Raw genomic sequence first — 13,456 nt, 5'->3', positions numbered from 1 at the left:
CTGGACCTGTCGCCTGGGCAGGGGCCCATCAAGAAAAACTGTCGTAGCCGGCGCGGCCTTCGTCGAGCAGGCGCCGGATGACCGCGACGCCGCCAGCGACGTCCTTGCTTTGCCGCGGCTGCGATATGCCGAAGCGCACGCCATGAAAAACCTGCTCGGAGCGGCCGGCCTTGAACTCGTCCTCGTCGTCGATGAGCACGCCTTGCGCCAGGCAGGCGTTCTTGAAGGTGCCGGACAACCACGGGTCCGGCAAGGTCAGCCAGACGAAGGGGATATTGTCCCTTGCCTCAAAGTCGAAGCCTGCCAGCACTTCGCGCACGATGGCGAGACGTGTCTCAATCTCCGCAATGCAGCGCTTGCGGATATCGCTGGCCTGGCCCGACATCACCAGCCTTGTGCCGATCTCCGCCAGCAGGAAGGGCAAGCCGCCCGTCATCATCTTGTGCGCGACGCGGATGCGATGGCGATAGGCCGGCGGGCAGGAGAGCCAGCCGCCGCGCACGCCGGCCGCTACCGACTTCGACAGGCCGCCGGCGACGATCGTGCGTTCCGGCGCATATTCGGCCAGCAGCGGTGTCGGGTCGTCGGTGAGTTCGCCATAAAGATCGTCCTCGATCAGCATGACATTGTGCTCGCGTGCAATTCGCGCGATCGCTTGCCGCCGCTCCGCTGAAAGCGTCACCAGCGTCGGGTTCTTCGCGGTCGGCATCAGGAACATCACTTTTGGGTGCTTCTGCGCACAGACGCGCTCGAAATCGTCCGGGTCGATACCGTCGTCGTCAGTCGAAACCAGCGCCGTGCGGCGTCCGATCAGCCCGGCGCTGCGCGCGATCTGCGAATAGGTAAGGTGCTCGAAGACCACGTAGTCGCCAGGCATGGTCATTGCGGCGATCGCCGCCATCACCGCCGCATGGGTGCCCAGCGTCGGCACGATGGAACCGGGCGAGGGGCGGAAGGAGTTCCGTGCCAGCCAGCGGCTGCCGGCTTCGTACCAGCGTTCGGGAAAATCCCTGGTGTAGCTCGAAATCTCGTGCGGATGCTCCTGCGCCGTCCGCGCCAGCAAATCGGCGATGACCGCGCCCTGGCCGACATCGGGCGCGGCGGTGCTGTCGAAACGCAGCTTGCCGCTCGGCGCGTCGACGAGGCGGGTGCCCTGCATATCGGGCAGCGGGAATTCGGGCTTCGCTTCAGACTGCTGGGCAAGCACATAGGTGCCGCGCCCGACCTCGCCGCTCACCAGGCCGCGTTCGCGCAGCAACTGATAGGCCCTCCCCACCGTGCCGACTGTGGTGCCGATGTCATAAGCGAGATCGCGCTGCGGCGGCAGTTTTGCACCTGCATCGATGACGCCCTTGTCGATATCTGACTCAATGCTGTCAGCAAGGCGCTGATACAGAGGGCCGGAGCCAGAGGAGAGATCGGGGAGCCAATTTGTCATGGTGACAATTTTCTATATTGCACCGCGCGATGAGTCAATCCACATGAAGCCGGCGATTGATACTGTGCAATCGATACAAGGCAGAGCGAAGATGGATACAATCGACACAATTCGTTACGTTGGCACTGAGCTGCAAGGGCGCGCAGAGCAGTCGGTTCGCCGTGGTTTCGTGGACCGCCTCGTGTTCGTGCTCGGTTCCCTCGCCAGGCTGATCGACCGAATGCTGGAGCGCCGTCGCGGCCGCCTTGCCCTGCTGGAGATGACCGACGAGCAGCTCAAGGATATCGGCATCTCTCGCTGCGACGCCCACCGCGAAGGCATCAGGCCCGTCTGGGAATAATCATTTCCGCAGCCGGGCGATGCCATGATCGGTGAGCACGGCGAGCACGCATAACGCAAGAAAAACCCCGGTGATGGCCAGCGCCGAAACAGCGACGCCGGCCGCGCCGTTCTTGGCCACGTCGAGGAACGGGTAGGGCACTTCACCCGCAAACGGCGCCCGTATCAGCGCGTAGGCGAGATAGGCCAGCGGATAGACCATCCACCAGGAGATGTCGCGCCAGCGCGAGGTGCCATCGGCACCGGCGGTGAGCCACCACAGCACGAACAGCACCGGCGTCACATAGTGGAGCAGGACGTCGCACAGCAGGAACAGCCCTTGCGGCTGCCAGAGGCGCGCCAGCACCGCCGCATAGACGATGAAGACCAGCGTTATGGCGGCTGCGACGCCCGTGCGCATGCGCGCTGCGGCGAAGGCTGGGAACCAGACGTAGCCGCCCGGCGATATCAAGGAAGCGTGCACCATCACCGCTGCGATGTTGGTCAAGATGGTGAAGAAGCTGAAATAGAAGACGATCGAGCCGAGCAGGCCGCGGCCCGCGGCCATCGACGCCGGAAGAGTGATCGCGAATTGCAGGACGAGCGCGACCAGCCCGACAACCAGCCCTGCGACCTGCAGGAACCGGCCCACGTCACGCGGCGGCCGCGCAGGACGGATTGCCGGCCTGCCAGCGGGCGATATCGGAGCCGATGCGCGCGCCAAGCGGCTCATTCATCAGCGGTCCGAACACGTCGACGCGGCTGGAATTGCCTTGCGCCTGCACGACCAGCAGCGGCTTGCCGCCATAATGCTTGGCGGGCACCAGCAGGAAGCGCGGCGTGCCGCTGTAGGAATTCAGCTCATTGGCCATCTGGTAGGCCTTGAAGGCGGGATCCTTGCTGGCGATCCAGCATTTGTGCGCGGCGATCGCAACCTGCTCCATGGCGAGCAGCGAGGCGCTCTTGCCTGACGGCAAGGCCGTCGTCTTCGGGCTCGACTGGCAGGAAGCCACGGCAAGCCCGGCGGCAGCCAGGAGAGCAAGGCGAGCAATCGTCAGTCTCATGGTCCGTGCGCCCCCGCGTTCTGGAAAATTCCTAGAGCTTTCACCGTTTCAAGGAAAACCGCGGAGAGCTCTATCTATTTGTTTTGACGCAATTCCTGACGGAAAATCGTGTCACGCTTTTCCTGGAATTGCTCCCGAGGATCAAGCGGCGATGCCGAGCGCGCTTTCGAACAATGCCCGGCCGTCGTTGCCGCCGTGTGCCGCCTCGATGAGGTTCTCCGGATGTGGCATCAGCCCCAGCACGTTGCCCTTGTCATTGATGATGCCGGCGATGTCGTTGATCGAGCCGTTGGGATTGGTGCCGTCCGCATAGCGGAACACCACCTGGCCTTCGCCTTCGAGCCGGGCGAGCGTCTCGGGATCGGCGAAGTAATTGCCGTCGTGATGGGCCACCGGCGAGCGGATGACCTGCCCTGGCTGGTAGCGGCGCGTGAACATGGTGTTGGCGTTGGCGATCTCGAGCTTCACCTGCCGGCACACGAACTTCAGCGAAGAATTGCGCATCAAGGCGCCGGGCAGCAGTCCCGCTTCGACGAGGATCTGAAAACCGTTGCAGACGCCGATGACCATGACGCCCTTGGCGGCCTGTTCAGCGACAGCCCGCATCACCGGCATGCGCGCCGCGATCGCGCCGCAGCGCAGATAGTCGCCGAAGGAGAAGCCGCCGGGAATGGCGATCAGGTCGACATCGGGAATTTCGGTGTCCGTCTGCCAGACGGTCGCCGGCGGCTGGCCGGAAATCTTGGTCAGCGCCGCGATCATGTCGCGGTCGCGATTGAGGCCGGGCAGAAGGACGACGGCTGATTTCATTGTCAGGCAATCTCCACCGCGTAATTCTCAATCACTGTGTTCGCCAGAAGCTTGTCGCACATGGCTTTGAGATCGGCTTCGGCCCTGGCCTTGTCGGTTCCGGTCAGCTCGATGTCGAACACCTTGCCCTGACGCACCTGGCCGACGCCGTCGAAGCCCAGCCCGGAGAGCGCATGCTCGATCGCCTTGCCCTGCGGGTCGAGAACGCCGTTTTTGAGAGTCACGGTGATACGGGCTTTCATCGATACTCCTGAATCAATCGGTCATGCTGGGAGCGGGCCCGCCGTTGCCGGCAGGCCGCCAATCAGTGCTTAAGGCCCTTGGGCGGTTCGGAAGAGGCGACGAGCACCGGACCCGTCGGGCGCGGCGGCTCGTTCTCGTTGATGATGCCGAGACGACGCGCGACTTCCTGATAAGCCTCGACCAGGCCGCCCATGTCACGGCGGAAACGGTCCTTGTCGAGCTTGTCCTGGGTGGCGACATCCCACAGCCGGCAGGAATCCGGCGAGATCTCGTCGGCGACGACGATGCGCATCATGTCGCCCTCGAACAGCCGGCCGCATTCGATCTTGAAATCGACCAACTGGATGCCGACCCCGAGGAACAGGCCGGAGAGGAAGTCGTTGACGCGGATGGCCAGCGCCATGATGTCGTCGATTTCCTGCGGACTTGCCCAGCCGAAGGCGGTGATGTGCTCTTCCGACACCATCGGGTCGTCGAGTGCGTCGGCCTTGTAGTAGAATTCGATGATCGAGCGCGGCAGCACCGTGCCTTCCTCGATGCCGAGGCGCTTGGACAGCGAACCGGCCGCGACGTTGCGCACGACGACCTCGAGCGGGATGATCTCGACTTCCTTGATCAGCTGCTCGCGCATGTTGAGCCGGCGGATGAAGTGGGTCGGGATGCCCATGCGGTTCAAGTGATTGAAGATGTGCTCGGAAATGCGGTTGTTGAGCACCCCCTTGCCGTCGACCACTTCGTGTTTTTTCTTGTTGAAGGCGGTGGCATCGTCCTTGAAGAACTGGATCAGCGTCCCCGGCTCGGGTCCCTCATAGAGGATCTTGGCCTTGCCTTCGTAAATGCGGCGGCGATTTTTCATCTGATTTTTTCTCTGGATCTGCGGGCAGGCGGCAAGTGACCAGTCCTGTCCGTCTGCCTAAATTAGTATGGCGACGGGAGCGTTCAATGCCGGTGTTATCGCAATCGCCTTGTTTGCTCAATCGGCAAATCCCGCGAATAACCGCTTTCGGGACTGAAATGCCGCAGCGCAGCATGCGACGAAGCATATTGACCGGCCCGCGGCCTTTTGATTTGTGCTTGGCCACCACACATACTCACCGCCAAGCGAATCGGATCGACCGGAGGGACGCCATGAGCAGCATGAAAGACCGCGAAGAAGGGTTTGAGCGCAAATTCGTCTTCGACGAGGAGCTTCGCTTCAAGGCCGCGGCGCGCCGCAACAAGGCGTTGGGACTCTGGGCCGCCGAGAAGCTGGGCAAATCCGGCGCGGATGCCGAAGCCTATGCCAAGGAAGTGGTGGTCTCCGATATCGAGGAAGCGGGCGACCACGATGTTTTCCGCAAGATCCGCAAGGATTTCGATGCCGCCGGCGTCAACCAATCCGACCATCAGATCCGCCGCACCATGGATGAGTTGATGGCGGAGGCGATCGAGCAGATCAAGAACGCCTGAAGCTGTACGAGCGTGATGTCGCCCGAAATCCGCTCCACTTTTCGGCATCTTGCTCCAGCTGGACCAATCGACCGCCCGGCCAAACCGGGCGGTTTTTCTTTGCCTTCCCGGCGTTTCCAGCTGAAACTGCGGATCGTTAACAAGGAAAGTTCCGATGTCGCTCAAGTCCCGCCTGACCGCCGATGAAACGCTGTTTACCGCCTGGTCAGGCGTGCCCGATGCGCTGACGGTTGAAATCATCGCCAAGCAGGGCTTCGATGCCGTGACGCTCGACATGCAGCATGGCGGCCACCATGAGGACAGCGTGCTGCGCGGCCTTGTGCCGGTACTGGCCGCCAACAAGCCGGCGCTGGTGCGAATTCCGGTCGGACGCTTCGACATGGCGAGCCGCGCGCTCGATTTCGGCGCCGAGGCGGTGATCGCGCCGATGGTAAATTCGGTAGCCGACGCCCGGCTTTTTGCCGCCGCGATGAAATATCCGCCGATGGGAGAGCGCTCCTGGGGTCCGACCTATGCCTTCCCGCGCCACGGCAAGGGCGACCATGCCGAATGGCTGCGCGATTCGAACCAGCGCACCATGGCCTTTGCGATGGTCGAGACGCGGGCAGCGTTCGAGGCGCTCGACGGCATCCTCGATACGCCCGGTATCGATGGTATCTTCGTTGGTCCGTCGGATTTCTCGATTGCCTGGTCTAACGGCGCCACTGTCAATTCGACGCTGGAAAGCATGATGGAGACGGTCGCTTCGATCGCCGAGCGGACACGCAAGGCCGGGAAGCATGCCGCGATCTACGTGATCGAGCCGGCAATTGCCGGCCGCGTCGTGTCGATGGGCTACCGGCTGCTCGCCATGGGCTCGGACCACACGCTGATTTCGCTGGGCGCCAAGACGCTTTTGAAGAGCATGCGGGATTCGATCGGTTCTTAAATTAAGCGAGCCTTACGGTTGCTTCAGTTCCGTCAGGAATTTGGCGAAAGTCATCGAACCTTCCGGCCAGGGGCCGAAGCCGGCGTCCTGGTTGAGATGGCCGGCTTCGCCCGCGTCGATAAAGAGCGATCCCCAGGCGGCGGCAATGTGCTCGGCGACCTCGAACGCGCAGAACGGATCGTTGCGGCTGGCGATCACGATCGACGGGAAGGGCAAGGGATCGCGCGAATAGGGGCCGAAGGTCATCAGATGCCGCGGCCGCAGCTCAGGATTGGCGACGTCCGGCGGCGCCACGAAGAAGGCGCCGGCGACCGGTTTCCTGAATTGCGGGATGGCCTGCACTGCCGCCGCAACGCCAAGCGAGTGCGCAACGAGCACCACCGGCCGGTCCGCCTCGTTGACGGCGTTCGCCACGCTCGCCGCCCAGTCCTCGCGCACCGGCTTCGTCCATTCGGCCTGCTCGACCCGGCGCGCCGTCGACAATTTCGACTGCCAACGGCTCTGCCAGTGCTCGGGACCGGAATTGGTGTAGCCCGGCACGATCAAAATATCTGCGTCTTTGACTTTCATGGCGCCGGATGTAGCGAGCGGTTTTCTGACCTGCAACCCTCCTTGCACTATCGGTCAGATCACAATTGTGAACAACCTGTTCGATTTATGCTGCCTTGTGTGAACGATCGCAATCGACGATTTGAGAGCGTACAAGGATGAAAAGTGGTTGGCGCCTCTGGAAATCCCATGTTGGGAAACAAGCGTCGCCTGAACGGAGAGTTTGATGGGCGAACTGCCTTTTGCAGCTACCACCCCGGTCAGCGTTTCGCGCGTCGGCCTGAAGGCGCGTGACGCCGAGAGCCTGGCTTCCTACTACCGCGCCGTCGTCGGCCTGCAGGAGTTGAGCCGCGCCGACGGCGCGATCACGCTGGGCGCCGCCAACCGCCCGCTGCTGGTGTTGGAGCCGGATTCTTCAGCCAAGCCCGACGATCCGCGCAGCGCCGGCCTTTTCCACACCGCTTTCCTTTTGCCGTCGCGCGCCGATCTCGGCCGCTGGATCAGCCACGCCGCCGCCAGCCGCATCGGCATCGAGGGCGCCTCCGATCATCTGGTCAGCGAAGCGCTTTACCTGACCGACCCGGAAGGCAACGGCATCGAGATCTATGCCGACCGCCGCCCGCAGGACTGGAAATGGAATGGCGACAAGATCGCCATGGCGACCGAGCGGCTGAACCTGCCGGCGGTGGTGGGCAGCGTGCCGGCGGGCGATGCCGGCTGGCAAGGCGCCCCGCAAAACACCATAATCGGCCATGTGCATCTGCGCGTCGGCCGGCCGGAAGACGCGGAGGCTTGGTGGCATGACCAATTTGGCTTCGACACCGTCGCCAAATATGGCAGCCAGGCGGTGTTCCTGTCGTCCGGCCATTATCACCATCATATCGGCGCCAATGCCTGGCAGAGCGCCGGCGCCGGCCGCCGCGATCCCTCTCGCTCGGGCCTCGCCTGGGTGGAAATGCGCTCGGACAATGCGAAAGCCGAGACGAGCCGTGAGGATCCGTGGGGCACGGTGATCAGGACCGTGCCTGGGAAAGCGTGAGCAGGGGTGGGCGACAGCCTCCTTCTCCCGTGAACGGGGAGAAGGAATGATCTCAAGCCTCGCCAAACACCCGCTTGAAGATCGTGTCGACATGTTTGGTGTGATAGCCAAGATCGAACTTTTCACGCAGCTCGGCTTCGGAAAGCGCCGCCGTCACGTCCTTGTCGGTAAGAAGTTCCTCAAGGAAATCAGCGCCCTGTTCCCACACCTTCATGGCGTTGCGCTGCACCAGCCGATAGGCGTCCTCGCGTGACAGGCCGGCCTGGGTCAGCGCCAGCAGCACGCGTTGCGAATGCACCAGCCCGCGGAACTTGTTGAGGTTTTTTTCCATGTTCTCGGGGTAGATGAGCAGCTTGTCGACGACGCCCGTCAGGCGTGCCAGCGCGAAATCCAGCGTCACCGTCGCATCCGGGCCGATCATGCGCTCGACCGAGGAATGCGAAATGTCGCGCTCATGCCAGAGCGCCACATCCTCCATCGCCGGCAAGGCATAGGCGCGCACCATGCGGGCAAGGCCGGTCAGGTTTTCGGTCAGCACCGGGTTGCGCTTATGCGGCATCGCCGACGAGCCCTTCTGGCCCGGCGAGAAATATTCCTCGGCCTCCAGCACTTCGGTGCGCTGCAGATGGCGGATCTCGATGGCGAGGCGTTCGACCGACGAGGCGATCACGCCGAGCGTGGCAAAGAACATGGCGTGCCGGTCGCGCGGGATCACCTGGGTCGACACCGGCTCAGGCTTCAGCCCGAGCCTTGCCGCCACATGCTCTTCGACATAGGGCTCGATGTTGGCGAAGGTGCCGACCGCGCCTGAAATGGCGCAGGTGGCAATGTCTTCGCGTGCATGCACCAGCCGCTCGCGGCAGCGCGAGAATTCGGCATAGGCCTGCGCCAGCTTGACGCCGAACGTAGTCGGCTCGGCATGGATGCCATGGCTGCGGCCGATGGTGACGCTGTCCTTGTGCTCGAAGGCGCGGTGCTTCAGCGCCGCGAGCAGTGCGTCGATGTCGGCGAGCAGGATGTCGCTGGCGCGGGTCAGTTGTACGGCAAGGCAGGTGTCGAGCACGTCCGACGAGGTCATGCCCTGGTGGATGAAGCGGGCGTCCGGTCCGACGAATTCGGCGAGATGGGTCAGGAAAGCGATGACGTCATGCTTGGTGACGCGTTCGATCTCGTCGATCTTCTCGACGTCGAATTTGGCGGTGCCGCCTTTCTCCCAGATCGTCCTTGCCGCCTCTTTCGGGATGACGCCCAGCTCCGCCAGCGCATCGCATGCATGCGCCTCGATTTCGAACCAAATGCGGAAGCGGGTTTCGGGCGACCAGATGGCGACCATTTCCGGCCGGGAATAGCGAGGGATCATCCGTTTTGAGTCCTGCCTGGGAAAAAGCGTTGGCCGCGTCCTAACAGAGGCGGGCCCGATGCTCAACGCCGCTGCTGTATGGAACCTGTCGCATTCGCGTTACGCCATCAAACGATGGTGAGCGGCAGTGCAATGCATCCAATCCGGCATTCGTCTGTTATTGTCGGGCACCAGCAAGGCGGGGCCATCCACCGGAGGACCAGCATGAGCACCGACATCAGCAGGATACGCGGACATATGGAAGTAATTGGCGCCGATGGCGTCCATATTGGCACCGTCGACAAGGTCGAGGGTGACCGGATCAAGCTGACCAAAGCCGATAGCGGCATGGGCTCGCACAAAGGCCACCATCACTATATCTCGCTGGCGCTGGTTGCCGAAATCGATGGCCAGAAGGTATGGCTCTCGGCGAATTCGGATGTCGCCGTTACCTTCGAGGAAGAGAAATCCGATCCGACCTGATCTTTGTTTTTCCGGACGAAAAAACCGCTGCATACTTTTTCTGGAAATGCGTCGGTCAGCGCGACGACCAGACCGGGAACAGATCGCCGTCGGCGGGTGTCGCGGCATGGACGCCACGGCTGATTGCGCGCGCCATGGTCGCGCCAGCCGCCGCGAACAAGTCGATCGCGGCATCGGCGCTGAGCTCGATGCCACTCCTGCCGGTCGCCAGCGCAAACACCAGATCACCGTCCGCCGGCGTATGCGTGGGCCAGATTGCGCGGGCGAAGCCGTCATGCGCCGAAATCGCAAGCCGCTTGGCCGCGGCCTTGGTCAAAACGGCGTCCGTGGCGACGACGGCGATGGTGGTGCTGCCGCCTTCGGCCTCGCCACCGACGCTCCTGTCCCGATATTTCAGCAGGATCTTTCGAGCGTCTTCGGGCAATGGATCGGGATAGCCCAGGCCGCCGAACTCGGCGCCGATCTCGAACGGCGCGGCCCAGAAATGGCGGCTGCGGCCGACCGTCACCGAGCCGGTCGGGTTGACGGCGGCGAGCGCGCCGACTGTGACGCCGCTGTCCAGAACGGTCGAGGCGGAGCCCAGTCCGCCTTTCAGCCCGGAGGTCAGCGCGCCGGCGCCGGCACCCGTCGTGCCGATGGCGAAATCCACCGTTGCCGCCTGCACGGCCTCATAGCCGAGCTCACGATAGGGCGGATAACGACCCCAAGCCTTGTCGCCGCCATTGCGCAGGTCGAACAGGATCGCCGCCGGCACGATCGGCACGCGAAAGCCGCCGACCTCGACGCCGATATTTTTCTCGCGCAGCGCCGCCTGCACGCCGGAGGCGGCGTCGAGACCAAAGGCAGAGCCACCTGACAAAACGAGGGCATGGATCGCCGCGATCGAGTTCTGCGGCTCGAGCAGGTCGGTCTCGCGCGTGCCCGGCGCGCCGCCCAGCACCTGGACGCCAGCCACCGTCGGTTCGTCGCACAGCACAACGGTGACGCCGGATTTCAGCCTGGCGTCGGCGGCATTGCCGACCTTCAGGCCGGCGACGTCGGTGATCAGGTTGCGCGGTCCGGTGCGGAACATCAATTGCCCTCCAGCGGCACGAAATGCGTGCCGTCGAAGCGGAAGACGCGGAACGGGTTCTGGCTGAGATCGCCCTTGCCGTCGAAGCGGACGGTGCCGATCGCGGTCGTGAAATCATGGCCGGTCAGCGCCTGGCCGAGCGGCTCGCCGGAGCTTTCGGCACCAGCCAGCGCGGCCTTGGCGACTTCTATCGCCGCATAGGCCGGCAGCGTATATCCGTCCGGTGCAATGTTCCTGGCGCCGAAGGCCTGCACGACCTTGGGATCGGCGACCTCCGACCACTCCGGCGGCGCGATCATCAGCGTGCCAACGGCGTAGGGCACATCGCCTGGCGGCGCGCGCAGGTTCTCGCCGCCTGCAAAGGTGATGCCGGCATTGAGCTGTGCAGCGTCACGGCCCATGATGGCGATGTCGTCGCCGTCGCCGCCGGCGAAAACCTTTGTCGCCCCGGCTTTTTTCAGCCGGCCGACCAGTCCGATCTGATTGTCGAGCTGAGGCCGGAACGTGTCGACGAAGACGGGTTTCAGGGCCGCCTGCTCGGCCGCGGCGCGAAAGGTCTCCGCCATCTCGCGGCCATAGATGGTGCCGTCATCGACGATGGCGAACAGGTCGTCGCGCCACAGTTGAGTGAGTTTGGCGGCAACCGCGTTGCGCTCGTCGTCGCCGCGCGGGCCGAGCCGGAAGACCGGCCAGCCAGTGTTGGCGCGCCGGTCGGTCAGGCTTTCGGTGCGCACACCGACCGTGATCACCGGAATGTTGGCGTCCTTCAGGATCGGCAGCGCCGCCTCGATTGCCTCGGTGCAGAGGAAGCCGACGACGAGATTGACCTTTGCGGCTGCGAGCTCCCTGGCCGCCGCGGCGCCGCCATCGGCCGTGCACGCGTCGTCGGCGGTCTTGATCGTGAAGCCATTCGCTTCCGCCGCAAGGCCGGCACCGGCCTCGACCTGTTTGCCCAGGACCGCCGAAGGGCCGGAAAGCGGCGCCGCGACGCCGATCAGCGTCTCGGCACAGGCGCTCGCGGAGAGCCAAGACAACGCGGCTGTTGCCGTTGCCAGCGCGGCTAATGTCGTCGTCAAAAGGCGCATTCGGGCGAAGAGATCCTCCGTGCCGGGAGTATAGTCCGGAACTATTCCAGCAAAGACCTAAAGGCTGGCTAAGCGCGGCGCAACACGCGAATTTGCGGATTGCGGTCAAGCACTTCGCCCGTGCCATGCAGCTTGTGGCATGCAATATGCCGCCATATATAACGAACTGGTTTCGACAGGTGGACTATCGGGTGCTGAAGATCAATGACATCGGGCCGCAGCATTATCGCGATGCGATGGCGCATTTTGCCGGGCATGTGCATGTGGTGACGACGGATGGCCCCGGCGGCAAACGAGGCGCGACGGTGATTGCCGCCTGTTCGGTCTCGGACACGCCTCCGACGATTCTGGTCTGCCTCAATCGCGAGAACCCCAAGAACGATGCCTTCATCAAAAACGGCAGGTTCGCGCTGAACACCTTGGCCTCCGACCAGGAAGCCGTCTCGGTCGGCTTTTCCGGCATCACCGGCCTGCCGGTGGAGGAGCGCTTCGCACTTGCCGAATGGGATGTGATCTCGACCGGCGCGCCGGCGCTCAAAGGCGCGCTTGCGGTGTTCGACTGCGAGATCATCGACAGCAAAGACCTTGCCACCCATCGTGTGCTTTTTGGCAAGGTGACAGGCCTGCGCATCGGCGATAATTTGCGGCCGCTGATCTACCACAATCGCGGCTACCACGTTCTGTGAAACGGGCGGGCGGGATCCACGGAGACAAGATGACCGCGCCGCGCCTCGCGCCGAAGTCGATCGACGAAACGCTCGATCTGTTGACCAGCGCGGATTACATCGCGGACCGTTCGCTGGCGACCGTCCTGTTCCTTTCGCTGCGCATGAAGCGGCCCTTGTTCCTCGAAGGCGAGGCGGGCGTCGGCAAGACCGAGATCGCCAAGGTGCTGGCCGAAGCGCTCGGCCGCCGGCTGATCCGCCTGCAATGCTATGAAGGGCTCGACGTCTCCTCGGCCGTCTATGAGTGGAATTATGCCGCTCAGATGATCGAAATCCGAATGGAGGAGGCAGCGGGCAAGGTCGTGCGCGCCGACATGGAGCGCAATGTCTTTTCCGAAAAATACCTGATCCGGCGTCCGGTGCTCGACGCGCTGACCGGCAAGGCGGGCGCCGCTCCGGTGTTCCTGATCGACGAACTCGACCGCACCGACGAGGCCTTCGAGGCATTCCTGCTCGAGATCCTGTCGGACTTCCAGGTGACCGTTCCAGAGCTTGGCACGATCAAGGCGGAAGAGCCGCCGATCGTCATCATCACCACCAACCGCACGCGCGAGATCCACGACGCGCTGAAGCGGCGCTGCCTCTATCACTGGGTCGACTATCCGAATGCCGAGCGCGAGCTGGAGATCGTGCGGCGCAAGGTGCCGCAGGCCAATCGCAGGCTCTCGGCCGAGGTCGTCTCGTTCATCCAGAAGCTTCGCCAGATCGAGCTGTTCAAGGCGCCCGGCGTCGCCGAGACGATCGACTGGGCCGGCGCGCTCACCGAACTCGACAAGGTGGCGCTCGATCCGGAGACCGTATCGGACACGATCGGCGTGCTTTTGAAATACCAGGACGACATTGCCCGCATCGGTCAGGGCGAGGGCCGGCGCATCCTCAATGAGGTGAAGGCCGAGCTTTCGGCGGCGGAGTAG

General features: G+C 63.5%; 17 protein-coding genes. 7 read left to right on the top strand and 10 right to left on the bottom strand.

The annotated features are described in order from the left end of the window. Positions 1-28: 28 nt before the first annotated feature. Entirely contained in the window at positions 29-1,438 is a 1,410-nt protein-coding gene (locus F3H96_RS15155) for a PLP-dependent aminotransferase family protein (RefSeq protein WP_149802538.1), read from the bottom strand. A 91-nt stretch (positions 1,439-1,529) separates the two neighbouring features. On the opposite strand from F3H96_RS15155, the gene F3H96_RS15150 reads away from it, so the two are divergent. Further along, the gene (locus tag F3H96_RS15150; protein WP_149802626.1) at positions 1,530-1,778 is read left to right on the top strand and encodes a DUF1127 domain-containing protein; all 249 of its coding nucleotides are present in this window, start codon (positions 1,530-1,532) and stop codon (positions 1,776-1,778) included. Here the strand turns inward: F3H96_RS15150 and F3H96_RS15145 are convergent, their stop codons facing one another. The 5 genes from F3H96_RS15145 to purC all read right to left on the bottom strand — a co-directional run bounded on the left by F3H96_RS15145 (position 1,779) and on the right by purC (position 4,729). Next, positions 1,779-2,408, bottom strand: coding sequence for a Pr6Pr family membrane protein (locus tag F3H96_RS15145; protein ID WP_149802537.1), 630 nt, complete (start codon positions 2,406-2,408; stop codon positions 1,779-1,781). Position 2,409: 1 nt separating this feature from the next. Continuing rightward, complete coding sequence (locus tag F3H96_RS15140; protein ID WP_149802536.1) at positions 2,410-2,820, bottom strand: hypothetical protein; 411 nt, start codon at positions 2,818-2,820, stop codon at positions 2,410-2,412. Between the two features lie 141 nt (positions 2,821-2,961). After that, positions 2,962-3,630, bottom strand: a complete 669-nt coding sequence (gene purQ, locus F3H96_RS15135; protein WP_149802535.1) for a phosphoribosylformylglycinamidine synthase subunit PurQ — start codon at positions 3,628-3,630, stop codon at positions 2,962-2,964. A gap of 2 nt (positions 3,631-3,632) precedes the next feature. Further along, on the bottom strand, positions 3,633-3,872 hold the full coding sequence (gene purS, locus F3H96_RS15130) for a phosphoribosylformylglycinamidine synthase subunit PurS (protein WP_126082493.1): 240 nt from the start codon (positions 3,870-3,872) through the stop codon (positions 3,633-3,635). A 62-nt stretch (positions 3,873-3,934) separates the two neighbouring features. Then, entirely contained in the window at positions 3,935-4,729 is a 795-nt protein-coding gene (gene purC / locus F3H96_RS15125) for a phosphoribosylaminoimidazolesuccinocarboxamide synthase (RefSeq protein WP_149802534.1), read from the bottom strand. A gap of 272 nt (positions 4,730-5,001) precedes the next feature. Here purC and F3H96_RS15120 point away from each other — a divergent pair, with 272 nt between their 5' ends. Both F3H96_RS15120 and F3H96_RS15115 read left to right on the top strand, forming a co-directional pair. Next, positions 5,002-5,322, top strand: coding sequence for a DUF1476 domain-containing protein (locus F3H96_RS15120; RefSeq protein ID WP_149802533.1), 321 nt, complete (start codon positions 5,002-5,004; stop codon positions 5,320-5,322). A gap of 154 nt (positions 5,323-5,476) precedes the next feature. After that, positions 5,477-6,250 (top strand): HpcH/HpaI aldolase/citrate lyase family protein, encoded by a 774-nt coding sequence (locus tag F3H96_RS15115; RefSeq protein ID WP_149802532.1) that lies wholly within the window; start codon positions 5,477-5,479, stop codon positions 6,248-6,250. 12 nt (positions 6,251-6,262) lie between these two features. Here the strand turns inward: F3H96_RS15115 and F3H96_RS15110 are convergent, their stop codons facing one another. After that, entirely contained in the window at positions 6,263-6,820 is a 558-nt protein-coding gene (locus F3H96_RS15110) for an alpha/beta hydrolase (RefSeq protein WP_149802531.1), read from the bottom strand. Positions 6,821-7,025: 205 nt separating this feature from the next. On the opposite strand from F3H96_RS15110, the gene F3H96_RS15105 reads away from it, so the two are divergent. Further along, positions 7,026-7,838, top strand: a complete 813-nt coding sequence (locus F3H96_RS15105) for a VOC family protein (RefSeq protein ID WP_149802530.1) — start codon at positions 7,026-7,028, stop codon at positions 7,836-7,838. Between the two features lie 52 nt (positions 7,839-7,890). Here the strand turns inward: F3H96_RS15105 and purB are convergent, their stop codons facing one another. Continuing rightward, complete coding sequence (gene purB / locus F3H96_RS15100) at positions 7,891-9,198, bottom strand: adenylosuccinate lyase (protein ID WP_149802529.1); 1,308 nt, start codon at positions 9,196-9,198, stop codon at positions 7,891-7,893. Positions 9,199-9,402: 204 nt separating this feature from the next. Here purB and F3H96_RS15095 point away from each other — a divergent pair, with 204 nt between their 5' ends. After that, positions 9,403-9,660 carry a DUF2171 domain-containing protein gene (locus F3H96_RS15095; protein ID WP_149802528.1) on the top strand — a complete coding sequence of 86 codons (258 nt, stop codon included), beginning with the start codon at positions 9,403-9,405 and terminating at the stop codon, positions 9,658-9,660. Between the two features lie 55 nt (positions 9,661-9,715). Here F3H96_RS15095 and F3H96_RS15090 read toward each other — a convergent pair whose 3' ends face one another. Both F3H96_RS15090 and F3H96_RS15085 read right to left on the bottom strand, forming a co-directional pair. Then, a complete protein-coding gene (locus tag F3H96_RS15090; RefSeq protein ID WP_149802527.1) occupies positions 9,716-10,732 on the bottom strand; it encodes a P1 family peptidase in 1,017 nt (338 codons plus the stop codon). Next, positions 10,732-11,817: a branched-chain amino acid ABC transporter substrate-binding protein gene (locus F3H96_RS15085; protein WP_149802526.1), complete on the bottom strand. Its 1,086-nt coding sequence runs from the start codon at positions 11,815-11,817 to the stop codon at positions 10,732-10,734. The genes F3H96_RS15090 and F3H96_RS15085 overlap by 1 nt, the downstream gene beginning before the upstream one ends. A gap of 191 nt (positions 11,818-12,008) precedes the next feature. On the opposite strand from F3H96_RS15085, the gene F3H96_RS15080 reads away from it, so the two are divergent. Together F3H96_RS15080 and F3H96_RS15075 are read left to right on the top strand one after the other, a co-directional pair. After that, a complete protein-coding gene (locus F3H96_RS15080; protein WP_149802625.1) occupies positions 12,009-12,503 on the top strand; it encodes a flavin reductase in 495 nt (164 codons plus the stop codon). 29 nt (positions 12,504-12,532) lie between these two features. Next, complete coding sequence (locus tag F3H96_RS15075; RefSeq protein ID WP_149802525.1) at positions 12,533-13,456, top strand: MoxR family ATPase; 924 nt, start codon at positions 12,533-12,535, stop codon at positions 13,454-13,456.

This window comes from Mesorhizobium sp. NFR06 (assembly GCF_900115245.1).
In the GTDB taxonomy this organism is placed as follows: domain Bacteria; phylum Pseudomonadota; class Alphaproteobacteria; order Rhizobiales; family Rhizobiaceae; genus Mesorhizobium.
The sequence above is the reverse complement of the archived record's forward strand: the minus strand, read 5'-3'. Positions and strand labels throughout refer to the sequence as shown.

Excerpts from the sequence above, each read along its gene's own strand:
- F3H96_RS15155 (WP_149802538.1), bottom strand. The coding sequence starts at position 1,438 with ATGACAAATTGGCTCCCCGATCTCTCCTCTGGCTCCGGCCCTCTGTAT.
- F3H96_RS15150 (WP_149802626.1), top strand. The coding sequence starts at position 1,530 with ATGGATACAATCGACACAATTCGTTACGTTGGCACTGAGCTGCAAGGG.
- F3H96_RS15140 (WP_149802536.1), bottom strand. The coding sequence starts at position 2,820 with ATGAGACTGACGATTGCTCGCCTTGCTCTCCTGGCTGCCGCCGGGCTT.
- purQ (WP_149802535.1), bottom strand. The coding sequence starts at position 3,630 with ATGAAATCAGCCGTCGTCCTTCTGCCCGGCCTCAATCGCGACCGCGAC.
- purS (WP_126082493.1), bottom strand. The coding sequence starts at position 3,872 with ATGAAAGCCCGTATCACCGTGACTCTCAAAAACGGCGTTCTCGACCCG.
- purC (WP_149802534.1), bottom strand. The coding sequence starts at position 4,729 with ATGAAAAATCGCCGCCGCATTTACGAAGGCAAGGCCAAGATCCTCTAT.
- F3H96_RS15120 (WP_149802533.1), top strand. The coding sequence starts at position 5,002 with ATGAGCAGCATGAAAGACCGCGAAGAAGGGTTTGAGCGCAAATTCGTC.
- F3H96_RS15115 (WP_149802532.1), top strand. The coding sequence starts at position 5,477 with ATGTCGCTCAAGTCCCGCCTGACCGCCGATGAAACGCTGTTTACCGCC.
- F3H96_RS15110 (WP_149802531.1), bottom strand. The coding sequence starts at position 6,820 with ATGAAAGTCAAAGACGCAGATATTTTGATCGTGCCGGGCTACACCAAT.
- F3H96_RS15105 (WP_149802530.1), top strand. The coding sequence starts at position 7,026 with ATGGGCGAACTGCCTTTTGCAGCTACCACCCCGGTCAGCGTTTCGCGC.
- purB (WP_149802529.1), bottom strand. The coding sequence starts at position 9,198 with ATGATCCCTCGCTATTCCCGGCCGGAAATGGTCGCCATCTGGTCGCCC.
- F3H96_RS15095 (WP_149802528.1), top strand. The coding sequence starts at position 9,403 with ATGAGCACCGACATCAGCAGGATACGCGGACATATGGAAGTAATTGGC.
- F3H96_RS15090 (WP_149802527.1), bottom strand. The coding sequence starts at position 10,732 with ATGTTCCGCACCGGACCGCGCAACCTGATCACCGACGTCGCCGGCCTG.
- F3H96_RS15085 (WP_149802526.1), bottom strand. The coding sequence starts at position 11,817 with ATGCGCCTTTTGACGACGACATTAGCCGCGCTGGCAACGGCAACAGCC.
- F3H96_RS15075 (WP_149802525.1), top strand. The coding sequence starts at position 12,533 with ATGACCGCGCCGCGCCTCGCGCCGAAGTCGATCGACGAAACGCTCGAT.